Source organism: Methylobacter psychrophilus (assembly GCF_025583945.1).
GTDB lineage: Bacteria > Pseudomonadota > Gammaproteobacteria > Methylococcales > Methylomonadaceae > Methylobacter_C > Methylobacter_C psychrophilus.
Genome location: NZ_JAOEGU010000047.1, coordinates 17671 through 30264, shown reverse-complemented (window position 1 = coordinate 30264; position 12594 = coordinate 17671). Strand labels below are relative to the sequence as shown.

Here is a 12594-nt window from a genome sequence, read left to right as displayed (position 1 = left end):
CCGATGCAAAATTTTCAGGATTGCCAAAGATGTTTATCGGGGCAAACACAAGCATTACTCTTTGACATGGAATTTAGTGGCTGCTCTTGTTAACTTACGCTATGGCTGTATTTAGGAAAGATGTCTATTGTTGTTAAACATGGTTATCTTGATGCTACGCAGAGGGCATCGGGATAAGGGCGGCTTTAGTATTTTGTGATCAAACAGCATTGGTGGATTACCTTAGCTCTTTATCAAAGTGACATAGATTATTGAATAGATTAAGCCTATGTGATTTCATTACTCTTGCTTTGTTAGTCCGCAGCCATCGACATACCGGTAAACGTTTGGCAATAAGCCAAGTCAGCACAAATAGCATATTAATGCATTTGTTATTAGAGAAGCTTGAAGATAAAAAAGTCATATTGGCTAACGATGCGATAAGAGGAATTTTTGATAAATGTTATGTTTAATATAAGCAATAATCGCACCAAATTTATTATTGATTATTATCAAATTGTTAGATAAAATGCAGAAGTTTTTTTTAAAAACTGTGTCATATAACACGGTATAAATGTGTTATATGACATAGCTTTTAAAGACGTGCCGTGGTGTACTCGTACCGAAGGGGTACATGGAGAGCATGCAAAACCGGGGGAGACCCTTTTAGAGTTTTTCTATAGTATGGGTTTAGCAGGTTTAATGATTACGCGAATCAAAAGAATACAAAATTTTATTGCCAGCTAACGCGATAAGCCATTTGGCCTGATTACCATGAATGGCAATTGTTTATTATCCGTAGGGAGATTGTCAAAGATCTTTATATAAGAGCGTGGGGCACATTCTTTGTTTCTCTTAATGACAGCTTAGTATTAGTGACCTGCCACATAATGTAAATTCGCGACCGTCTCTTGATGGCCGTCAACTGCCTGACAGCTTAAAACCAACAAGCTCTCAGAATAGTTTGGTTTTACCCGTCTTTTTTATACTATTTTTTCAAAATACTGGACAATAAACTGTATACTTCGATTGCCTCTAAACTCATTAATATCGAGCTTGTAAGCGGTTCTTATTTGTCTTAATCCCAGCCAATGCTCCGGCTGATCAACAAAAAATGCGATCGCATCGATGACCAGATCGCCACCAGGTTTTCTTAATACCAGTTTAAGATGGCGCTGGCCAACAATACGCGCCTGAATCACATCAAATATGCCGTCAAAAACAGGTTCTGGAAACTCTTGTCCCCAGGTTGCTGAATGCTGTAATAAATCAGCGATTTCAAGCGTCATTTCCTGCTCGGTCAATTCACCATCGGACAATATTTTTTGTTCCAAATCAACATTAGCCAAACGTTTGCTGACCATTTCATCAAAAGCTAGGGCAAAAGCAGGATAGTCATGCATATTTAAGCTTAAACCTGCCGCCATGGCATGGCCGCCAAATTTACTGAGTAGCTTAGGGTGGACTGCGGCAATATCGCTTAATACATCACGAATATGTACACCTGGAATAGAGCGTGCGGAACCTTTTATCAAATCTTTACCGGCAGGAGCAAAGGCAATCACCGGCCGATGTACGCGATCTTTTATGCGTGAGGCTAAAATACCGATAACGCCTTGATGCCAATTGCTGTCAAATAAACAGACACCTGCCGGTAAATGATGCTCATCAAGCGCTTTCATGTCAGTTAAATAAGCCATTGCCTCATGTTTCATAACAGCTTCAACTTCACGTCGGTCATTATTCAACTGATCAAGTTGAAGCGCGATGTCTTTTGCAAGGGCAGGATCATCCGTTAATAAACATTGAATACCTAAGGACATATCATCCATGCGTCCCGCTGCATTTAAGCGGGGGCCCACTGAAAAACCCAAATCCGATGAGACTAGGGTTTGAGGATTTTTCCCCGAGACTTCAATAAGTGCCTGTAAGCCTGGATGGCAATGCCCGGTGCGAATCCTCATTAAGCCCTGATGTACCAGAATGCGGTTAATACGTTCCAACGCAACGACATCAGCAACAGTACCCAAAGCAACGTAATCTAATAATTGGGCAAGATTAGGTTCTGGCAGTTGTTTTTTCTCAAACCAGTTTTGTTCCCTTAACCGGCTTCTCAAAGCCATTAATACATAAAATATAACTCCGACGCCGGCCAGTGCTCCGCTGGGAAATTTATCATCCGGTAGATTTGGGTTAACGATGGCATCAGCGGCGGGAAGCTCAAGCCCGGGTAGATGATGATCCGTTACCAGCACTTTTATACCGGCATCTGTTGCAGATTTTACACCGTCAATACTGGATATACCGTTATCAACGGTGATAATTACATCAGGAGTTTGCAGTTTAACCAATTCGACAATTTCGGGAGTCAAACCGTAGCCATATTCAAAACGATTAGGGACGACAAAGGACACCTGCCCTGCCCCCAGTAACTGCAAGCCTTTGATAGCGACAGCGCAACTGGTTGCCCCGTCAGCATCAAAATCGGCAACAATACAAATTCGTTGCTGCTCATTGATGGCTGTTATCAAATGGGTAACCATGGCTTCCATACCCGATAACAGCCATGGTGAAGGGAGTTTTGACAGAGTTCTGTCCAATTCTGTTTCTGAAGTGATCCCGCGAGCTAAAAACAGGCGTTTTAACAGAGGGTGAATGGTCCCTTCAAGTGAACTGTTTTTTTTAGCTGTACGGGATACTATGTTTTTTTTTACGCCTTGGTAATACATTCAGTATCCAATCAAAACCAGTGAACTTAAATTTAAGTAACCAATAACAAATAAATCGCCACAGATTCACTGATTAAATCTATTTATAATCAGTGAATCTGTGGCGATTTTTGCAGAGGTTATTATTGGTGACTTAGCTTATAAAAGGCTGAACATTAATTGACTGAGTTCTGATATTTGACAGTAAAATCATTTAAATGAGATAGGACAACCGGCAAGTCTTCAGCTTTTTCCGGGCTAAAGGCATTGACGCCGACACGCGACAAATAAAAGACCTGATCATTCATATAATGGCCTGTTGCTCTAATTTCGCCATGATAGTCATAACGCTCTCTGAGTAGCCAGGCATGAGAAAATAAGCGGCCATCAGCAAAGTCGGGGAAATCCAATTCAATCAATTGCAGACTGTTCAAATCGGCAGCAATATCATCAACAGAATCGGCAGGCCCAAGCCTTACTCCGATGTTGCCATCATGAGCCAATAATTTTGCTTTGTCTTGTTGCCACCGAGCTAATGAAACACTGATGTTACCGGCGGATAACTCGGCATCATCGGTAACATAATTCCAGATATCATCAATAATTTGTCTGTCTTTAATTAATTGCATAGACTTGCTCCTTGAAGGGGGTAATGCCAACACGATTTACCATGTCCAGGAATGATTCATCTTCCAGGCGATGCTCAATATAAACTTCCAGAATCGTGGTAATTGCTTTGGTTACCTGATCTTTGGCAACCGCAGGCCCCAATCTTTCGCCTATTGCCGCGTTATTTTCAGAAGAACCGCCCAAAGTTAATTGATACCACTCAGTGCCCTTTTTATCAACGCCCAATATGCCAATATGCCCGACACTTTGATGCGCACAACCATTCATACAGCCAGACATATTGATTTTTAAATCGCCGATATCGTGAATGTAATCCATGTCATCAAGCGCTTCATTGATTTCTTTCGCAACGCCAATAGAGCCGGCATTGGCAAGAGAGCAAAAATCCAGTCCCGGGCAGCAAATCATATCAGTGACCGTGCCAATATTAGGCGTAGCCAATTTCAATAACTCTAATTGTTGCCATAAGACAAATAGGTCAGCCTGTTTTACATCAGCCAGAATCAGATTCTGTCTATGAGTGCTTCTAATCTCTCCAAAACTGTATTTGTCGGCAAGATCAGCAACAGCATCAAGTTGCACATCAGTCATATCTCCAGGCGGTGAATCAGGTGCCTTTAAGGACAAGAATGCAGCGCGATAGCCGGAGATTTTATGATCTGCAGTATTGTATTTAACCCACGTTGCAAACGCTTTGTTTTCGTCTTGCTGTTGACTAAAGCTGGTATCCCGGGCTGCATCAGTGTCGTAGGCAGGCGCAACAAATTGGGCTTTCATGCCATTAATGCGCTCATTATCAAGTTCGTTATTATCCCTAATAAGAAGCCATTCTTTCTCAACTAATGTAGAGAATTTTTCGAGTCCGGACTCTTTGACCAGAATTTTTATACGCGCTTTATATTTGTTATCACGACGCCCGAATAAATTATAAATGCGCAGTACTGCTTCCAGATAAGATAGCAGGTGCTTTTTTTCCAAATACGGTTTAATGACTTGCCCTATAACGGGGGTACGGCCTAAACCGCCACCGACCATCACTTTAAAACCAATTTCACCGGCAGCGTTTTTTACCAGATGCAGACCTATATCATGAAATTGCGTCGCTGCACGGTCATGTAAAGCGCCACTAACAGCTATTTTAAATTTACGTGGCAAGTAGTCAAACTCAGGATGTAACGTAGTCCACTGACGAATGATTTCACAATAAGGACGCGGATCTTCAATCTCGTCGATACAAACCCCTGCCAAGTGATCAGAGGTAGTATTTCTCATACAGTTACCACTGGTTTGGATGGCATGCATTTGTACGCTGGCCAACTCGGCCAAAATATCAGGAACTTCTTCTAATTTTGGCCAGTTAAACTGGATATTTTGCCGGGTAGTGAAATGACAATAATTTTTGTCATAAGTACGGGCAACATGTGCTATTTTGCGTAACTGTTTCGAATTAAAAAGACCGTAAGGCCCGGCAATTCTGAGCATGGGAGCATGAGTTTGAATATAAAGGCCATTTCGCAGGCGTAAGGCCCGATATTGATCTTCAGACATTTCCTTTTTCAAAAACTGTTCGGTTTGTCTTCTAAATTGAGCTACCCGTTCGTCAACGAGGATTTGGTCGTTATCGTTATACTGATACATAGATGAGCGTTTAATCTACCTTTCTGAGGAAAAATTATGATACGTAATCATATACTGTGAGTCATAAAATGACAAAATATATTAGTTGGTGATAAAATTAAGAGTTAAAAATTTAATGTTGTTTACTAACTATAAAACTTAAGAAGGGGGATATTTTCGTGCGATTTTTATTAATATTGTTATCGGTATTGCTGGTGCCTCAAATGGCAATGGCAGGTGGTTTTGAAAGTCTTGGAATGACAGGGACCGAGCGCGGTATTTATACCGTTTTGATTTTTGTTATCGCTTACGGTTTTGTTATGACCGAAGAGTTTACGCATATGCGTAAATCCAAACCGGTTATTCTTGCAGCGGGTATTATCTGGGCGCACGCTGCAATTTTAGCGTCACAAAAAGGTGTTTCAGTTGAAGCCATGCACGAGGCTTTTGAATACAATTTGAAAGAATATGCCGAATTAATGTTATTTTTATTAGTCGCTATGACTTATATCAATGCAATGGCAGAACGCAATGTATTTGAAGCGTTACGTTCCTGGTTGGTAAGAAAGCAGTTTGGCTATCGTAAATTATTTTTGATCACGGGCGTCATTACTTTCTTTTTATCGGCAGTCGCTGATAATCTGACGGCAGCATTATTAGTTGGCGCAGTCGTTATGGCCGTTGGCGCTGATAATGAAAAATTTGTCAGTATTGGTTTTGTAAACCTGGTGGTTGCTGCCAATGCTGGCGGTGCTTTCTGTCCTTTTGGCGATATTACGACATTAATGGTTTGGCAAGCAGGTTATGCCGAATTCTTTGATTTCTTTAAACTGTTTATCCCTTCCGTTGTTAACTATGCGGTACCTGCGGCAGTTATGTATTTTGCCGTACCCGATGAGCAACCTAAAGTAACTTCCGAGGCTGCCGTTCAGTTAAAACCAGGTGCAATTCAAATTTGTGTGTTATTTTTGTTAACCATCGTTACTGCAGTCAGCTTTAAACAAGGTCTGCATTTGCCACCCTTTATGGGCATGATGGTTGGTCTTTCAGTATTGATGCTTTATGGCTTCTTTTTGAAAAAACATTTTTACGTTGAAGGCGAAAAAGGTTTTGATGTTTTTGATAAAGTACGTCATGCAGAATGGGATACTTTGTTGTTTTTCTTCGGTGTAGTATTTGCCGTTGGTGGTTTAGGTTATATCGGTTATCTTGAGTTATTATCAGGTGCCATGTATGACGGTTTGGGTGCGACTACTGCCAACATCCTGGTGGGTATAATTTCTGCGATTGTTGATAACATTCCCGTTATGTTTGCGGTATTGAATATGAATGTGGATATGGATCTGTATCAGTGGTTATTGGTAACATTAACTGCCGGTGTCGGTGGCTCCTTGTTATCTGTTGGTTCGGCAGCGGGTGTCGCGTTAATGGGACAATCCAATCATAAATACACGTTTTTTAGTCACTTAAAATGGACGCCTGCAATTGCGGCTGGTTACGCAGCCAGTATATTTGCTCATTATTTAGTTAATGGTTAATTAGTGTTAAAGCACCTCACGAACTGTGAGGTGCTGTTGTTCTGATAAGGTCGATGGCGTCGAATTAGCTAAAGACCTTTTCTATTGGTTTTTAGCCAAATCAAACTTGCTAAACAGTGTCTTTTTTAATCTCCCTCAGTATTACTTTCTAATTAATTTTTCAAATTTACTACGAAGACACGAAATTTTTACTTCGTATCTTCGTAGTAAATTTATTTCAATAAACAAAGCTTGTAATTTATAGGTGTCCAGTGAGCGATAACACAAACATCATGCGGGTACTGCTCAACAAGCGCATGCTCATTTGCATATTCACGGGCTTTAGCTCGGGTCTACCCCTGTATATTTTGATTGCTCTGTTGCCTGCGTGGTTACGTTCAGAAGGCGTAAATCTTAAGGCAATAGGCTTATTTGCACTGATTCAACTGCCGTTTACCTGGAAATTTCTTTGGGCTCCCCTATTTGATCGCTATATTCCACCACTCGGACGTCGGCGCGGCTGGCTTTTTATATCGCAACTGGCATTATTACTATCCATTCCCGCATTTGGTGCACTTCATCCTGGTCTGGATTTATGGACAATAGCTTATTTGGCTGGCGTGGTCGCATTTTTTAGTGCTTCACAAGACATTGTGTTGGATGCTTATCGACGTGAGTTGTTACTGGATACCGAACTGGGTTTGGGTAATGCCATACACGTTAATGCTTACAAAATTGCCGGCCTTATTCCTGGTTCCCTGTCACTTATTTTGGCAGATTATTTACCATGGAATAGTGTATTTATTATTACTGCCTTGTTTATGTTGCCAGGCATTGCCATGACCCTTTTTGTGAGTGAGCCAGCACTTAAAAATGGTGGACCTAAAACACTGAAGGCTGCAGTAGTAGAGCCTTTTCAAGAGTTTATTAATCGTAATGGCATTAAATCAGCCTGCATTGTGCTTGCTTTCATCTTTTTTTATAAGCTGGGCGATAGTATGGCGACGGCATTGGCAACACCGTTTTATCTTGATATGGGTTTTAGTAAAACTGAAATCGGACTGATTGCCAAAAACGCCGGTTTATGGCCAAGTGTCATTGGTGGATTACTCGGTGGTGTATGGATGATAAAGCTGGGTATTAATCGTGCTCTGTGGATTTTTGGTTTGGTGCAGATGGTTGCTATTTTAGGCTTTGCCTGGCTTGCAACAGTTGGTCACAGCTTGCCATGGTTGGCTATGACCATCGGTATTGAAGCTTTGGGCGTAGGCTTGGGCACTGCGGCTTTTGTGGCTTTTATTGCCCACACCACGCACCCTCTTTACACGGCAACCCAATTTGCTTTATTCACCAGCTTGGCAGCGGTTCCACGCACCTTTGCCAATGCCGCTACCGGTTATTTGGTTGAATGGTTGGGCTGGGTAACTTTTTTTCTGTTTTGCTTTGCTATAGCGATTCCTGGGATGTTGCTTTTGCTTAAAGTCGCACCTTGGAATGAAGTAAGCAAGCCAACGGGTACTGAATAACACCTGATATAAAAATATATTCTCGATCAATTAATTTTTTAATGCAATATCAAGTGAGCTGGTTTTACAGATCATAGTCCATAATTAACGGCGCATGATCAGAGAAACGGTCATCTTTGTAAATAGATGTGGCAGTAACTTTATCTTTTAAATTGGTACTAATTATTTGATAATCGATACGCCACCCTACATTTTTTGCCCACGCTTGGCCTCTATTTGACCACCAAGTGTATTGTTCTGCTTCCTGATTAATAAGTCTGAACGCATCCGACCACTCATCATTTACAAATAACTCATCCAGCCAGGCTCTTTCTTCGGGCAAAAAGCCCGAGTTCTTTTTGTTTCCACGCCAGTTTTTTAAGTCAATTTCTTTATGAGCAATATTCCAGTCGCCACAAATGATGTAGTCACGGTTATTTTGTGCACATCTTTGTAAATAAGGCATAAAACGCTCCATGAAACTAAATTTAAAAGCTTGCCTTGTTTCTCCTGAAGAACCGGAAGGTAGATAAATCGAAATTACACTTAAGTTACCAAATTGCGCTTCAATAAAACGGCCTTCAGCATCGGTATCAGTCCAGCCTAACCCATTAATAATTTTATCGGGTTGTTTCCTGCAATAAAGTGCCACACCACTGTAGCCTTTTTTCTCGGCGTCATGATAAAAACAGTGGTATCCCTGTGGATAAAAAGGCTTGCTGTCAAGTTGGTGTATTTGTGCTTTTGTTTCTTGCAGGCAAATAATATCGGCATCTTGCTGTTGCATCCAGGTAAAAAAACCTTTACGCTCTGCTGCACGAATGCCGTTGGCATTTAAAGTAATCACACGCATAAAGTTAACAAGGGTTGCCAATTGCTAATGAAAAACGTATTATACGGGGTTCTTTAATATGTATGTAGTCTCTTTGTAGGTAAAGTGTAAGTAATATGAAACCAGAAATTCATCCAGAATATAAACAAATTACTGTGACCTGTGGTTGTGGTAATACATTTACAACCGGTTCTGTATTAGGTAAGGATTTGCAGGTAGAGGTTTGTTCTGCATGCCATCCTTTTTATACAGGCAAGCAACGCGTTGTTGATACAGCGGGTCGTGTTGATAAATTCCGTAAAAAATACGGAAAATAAGAAAATCTCTCGCTTTAAAGTTTCGCTTATAGTTCAAATGTTTTTAAAAAGAGCGTGTACTATCAAAATAGTCGTGATCGAATGTAAAAGTACTTACTTATATGCGGATAATGAGCAGAATTACACCGTACATCAACTATTTTCAACGAATAGTTGATGTACGTGGTTATCTATTTTCTATAGAACTAAAGCATTAGACTGTCTCGCTGATGTACTATGTCTATTTATATGATTGTAGTCACATTAAATGCTTAATAAACTATCCTCCTTGCATAATAATTGTTAACAAGCTTTATAGCCCTTAATTTAATAATTTCCATTAAATTACTTCATCAATTTTAGCGTAGTAGCCTCCAATATCTTTTAAAAAGATATTTATTCTCATTACACTTCTTCTCTACAGTCAATAGAGTTTCTATTATCAAAGAATATAAATAAGTTGGTATTATTGGCAAATAATCTTAATTTATTTGATATAAAGTAAATACCAAAATAAAAACTTTTTAAGCTCGCCTATAGTGCATTAAACTAATACTATGAAAAATAAGTTTTATAAGGCGTAGATCACATCAATAATCAAGTTCTTAAAGGCGCATTATGAGCTGGTTTAATCGGAAAAAAAATACTGTTCTTGGTATTGATATCAGTGCGGCGGCTGTAAAGTTACTGGAATTGAGCAAAACAGGTACTCGCTACAAAGTGGAAAGTTTTGCTGTAGTACCATTACATCAAGATGCTCTTATTGATAAAAATATTGCGAATGTTACTATCATTTCAGAAGCAATAAAAACTGCTTTAATACAGTCTGGATCAAAAGTAAGTGAAGCAATGGTTGCTGTTTCAGGATCTGCTGTTATGACAAAAATCATAACGATGCCATTCTCATTGACTGAAAATGAAATGGAAGAACAAATCATGATTGAAGCAGATCAATATGTGCCCTATTCTCTTGAAGAAATTAATTTTGATTTTGAAGTACAAGGGATTAATGACAACAATCCTGAAATGGTCAATGTCCTACTAGTCGCATCCAGAAAAGAAAATGTTGATGACCGAGTTGAAGCGTTATTAAAAGCGGGATTAAAAACCAGTATTGTCGATGTTGAATCTTTTGCTATGGAAAATGCTTTTGCATTATTATCCGCCCATTTTGTAAGCTCAACAGAGCCTCAAACTGTTGCCATTGCAGACATAGGATCGGTCATGGCAACATTAACTGTTTTACATGATGGCAATATTGTATACACACATGAACACGGTTTTGGCGGTAAGCAACTAACCGAAGAAATTCAGCGCCGATACGGGTTTTCTTACGCAGAAGCCGGCTTGGCAAAAAAACAGGGCGGTTTACCGGACAACTATATAGTCGATGTACTTAACCCATTTAAAAAATCAATGGTTCAGCACATTCAAAGATCACTGCAATTTTATGTATCCTCAAGTGCAAATAAAAGTATTGACAGCATTGTTCTGGCTGGAGGTTGCGCTTTAATACCGGGTATTGACAAATTAGTTGAAAACAACTTGGGAGTACCTGTCTATATAGCCAACCCTTTTATAAATATGACTCTATCGCATAAAATAAAGCCTGATTTTTTAAGTAACAATGCGCCATCAATGATGATTGCTTGTGGGTTGGCATTAAGAGGCTTTGATTAATGACAAAAATTAATCTACTACCTTGGCGGAAAGAGTTATTAAAAAAGAAACAACATGAATTTTTTAACGCCATAGTCTTATCGGTTCTGGCTGGTTTTATTATACTTGGTACGATTCATACCTATATCGAAGGCTTGAATACCTACCAAGAACAAAGAAATCAATTACTATCAAACGAAATCATCGTATTAAATAAAAAAATTATCGACATCAGGAGTATTGAAGAAAAAAAAAAGAAATTGTTGGCTAAAATAGATCTTATTCAAAAGCTACAAGAAAGCCGTCCGGAAATTGTGCATCTGTTTGATGAAATCCCCAAGATGACACCGGATGGTATTTTCCTGACTAAATTTTCTCAATCCGGGTCAGAATTGATATTTGAAGGAAAATCACAATCAAATGCTCGTGTTTCTGCCTTTATGAGAGCAATAGAAGCATCGCCTTGGCTACAAACTCCAGGGCTGACTGTAATTCAATCGTCAGACAAGTCGTTGCCTGATAAAGATGATATTGAACAATTAAGTGATTTTACGCTACATGCCACGCAAGAAAAAATAACCCCGTAACTGAAAACAAAGGTATTTATGAACCTGTCGGAAATTGATTGGGATATTAAAGCAATAGGCACATGGACATTACCCGTTAAAGCGGCAATATTGTTATTTGTTTGTTCTGTGGTTATCGGTGTAGGGATTTATTTTGACACGCTAGACCAATTAACAAGACTTAAAAGTGCAGAGCAAAATGAACTGGCTTTAAAGCGTGAATTTGAAGATAAACAAAAAAAAGCCGTCAACCTTCCGGACTTTCAAGATCAATTAACACAAATTGAAACATCATTGGATGAAATGATCAGGCAAATGCCGACAGAAGACGAACTTGCCAACCTGCTTGTTGATATTTCACAAACAGGATTGGCAAGTGGTTTACAATTTAAGCTATTTAAGCCGGAAACCCCTATTCTAAAAGACTTTTATTCAGAGTTACCGATCAAGATACAGGTTACCGGAAAATATGAAGAACTTGGCTTGTTTGTCAGTGGTTTAGCAGCCTTACCAAGAATTGTCACACTACACGATGTCAATATTGTGCCTGAAGGAAAAGATGGCAGTCTATTGATGACTGCAGTAGTAAAAACTTATAACGAGGGAGATGTGGCTTCTGTAACAGGCACAGGCGCCAAGAAAAAAAGAGATCGAAAGTAGTGTTAAAATCTAAATTGCTTTGTATATGCCCGAGCCGCTATTTTTTAAAAATAGCTTGTCTGTTTTTTTCGCTTTGTTTGGGAGGTTGTGGCGGTGATGATTTTTCTGACTTAAAGCAATATATTTCAAAAATCAAGTCTGAACCTAAAGGGGCAATACCCCCATTACCTGAAATTAAAGTTGTTGAAACTTTTATGTTTAACCCTAAAGGCCTGCGAGATCCATTTAAACCACTGATTCAGCCTGAACAAAAAAATGCTTTGGCGGAGTTATCGACTGGTGGTGGTATAAAGCCCGATATCACCCGTCGTAAAGAAGAGCTTGAGGCATTTCCTTTGGAAGTTTTAAAAATGGTGGGTACTATTTCCATAAAATCAAACTTATGGGGATTGATAAAAGCAGATGATGGCACGATTCATAGAGTTCAGGTTGGCAACTACATGGGTAATAATTACGGCAAAATCATACGCATAAGTCTTGATAAAATCGAACTCATGGAAATAGTTGCTGATAAACAAGGATCATGGCGTGAGCAACAAACATCACTCACGTTAACAGAGTAACTTTGAGGATAAAAATTGAATACTATGGAATGTGCACGCTATAATTTCGAAAAATTCATACG

The 12594-nt window shown here is 39.5% G+C and carries 11 protein-coding genes; 7 read left to right on the top strand and 4 right to left on the bottom strand.

Annotated features, from left to right (window positions below; translation table 11 throughout):
* Window positions 1-962: 962 nt before the first annotated feature.
* From recJ to N7974_RS16390, 3 genes are all read right to left on the bottom strand, one after another.
* On the bottom strand, window positions 963-2708 hold the full coding sequence (gene recJ, locus N7974_RS16400) for a single-stranded-DNA-specific exonuclease RecJ (protein WP_262966660.1): 1746 nt from the start codon (window positions 2706-2708) through the stop codon (window positions 963-965).
* Window positions 2709-2863: 155 nt separating this feature from the next.
* Complete coding sequence (locus N7974_RS16395) at window positions 2864-3316, bottom strand: DUF934 domain-containing protein (protein ID WP_262966659.1); 453 nt, start codon at window positions 3314-3316, stop codon at window positions 2864-2866.
* Complete coding sequence (locus N7974_RS16390) at window positions 3303-4955, bottom strand: nitrite/sulfite reductase (RefSeq protein WP_262966658.1); 1653 nt, start codon at window positions 4953-4955, stop codon at window positions 3303-3305. Before N7974_RS16390 ends, N7974_RS16395 begins: the two co-directional genes overlap by 14 nt.
* Before the next feature lie 209 nt (window positions 4956-5164).
* On the opposite strand from N7974_RS16390, the gene nhaD reads away from it, so the two are divergent.
* A complete protein-coding gene (gene nhaD / locus N7974_RS16385; protein WP_262966661.1) occupies window positions 5165-6472 on the top strand; it encodes a sodium:proton antiporter NhaD in 1308 nt (435 codons plus the stop codon).
* A gap of 251 nt (window positions 6473-6723) precedes the next feature.
* Complete coding sequence (locus tag N7974_RS16380) at window positions 6724-7977, top strand: AmpG family muropeptide MFS transporter (RefSeq protein WP_262966657.1); 1254 nt, start codon at window positions 6724-6726, stop codon at window positions 7975-7977.
* Window positions 7978-8041: 64 nt separating this feature from the next.
* Here the strand turns inward: N7974_RS16380 and N7974_RS16375 are convergent, their stop codons facing one another.
* Entirely contained in the window at window positions 8042-8809 is a 768-nt protein-coding gene (locus N7974_RS16375; protein ID WP_262966656.1) for an exodeoxyribonuclease III, read from the bottom strand.
* Between the two features lie 95 nt (window positions 8810-8904).
* Between N7974_RS16375 and rpmE the strand changes: the two genes are divergently transcribed.
* The 5 genes from rpmE (at window position 8905) to N7974_RS16350 (ending at window position 12532) form a co-directional block, all read left to right on the top strand.
* Window positions 8905-9105: a 50S ribosomal protein L31 gene (rpmE, locus tag N7974_RS16370; RefSeq protein WP_262966655.1), complete on the top strand. Its 201-nt coding sequence runs from the start codon at window positions 8905-8907 to the stop codon at window positions 9103-9105.
* A gap of 597 nt (window positions 9106-9702) precedes the next feature.
* Window positions 9703-10764, top strand: coding sequence for a pilus assembly protein PilM (locus N7974_RS16365; protein ID WP_262966654.1), 1062 nt, complete (start codon window positions 9703-9705; stop codon window positions 10762-10764).
* Window positions 10764-11330, top strand: coding sequence for a PilN domain-containing protein (locus tag N7974_RS16360; RefSeq protein ID WP_262966653.1), 567 nt, complete (start codon window positions 10764-10766; stop codon window positions 11328-11330). The genes N7974_RS16365 and N7974_RS16360 overlap by 1 nt, the downstream gene beginning before the upstream one ends.
* Window positions 11331-11348: 18 nt before the next feature.
* A complete protein-coding gene (gene pilO / locus N7974_RS16355) occupies window positions 11349-11969 on the top strand; it encodes a type IV pilus inner membrane component PilO (protein WP_262966652.1) in 621 nt (206 codons plus the stop codon).
* On the top strand, window positions 11969-12532 hold the full coding sequence (locus tag N7974_RS16350) for a pilus assembly protein PilP (RefSeq protein WP_262966651.1): 564 nt from the start codon (window positions 11969-11971) through the stop codon (window positions 12530-12532). Before pilO ends, N7974_RS16350 begins: the two co-directional genes overlap by 1 nt.
* The last annotated feature ends 62 nt before the right edge of the window (window positions 12533-12594 follow it).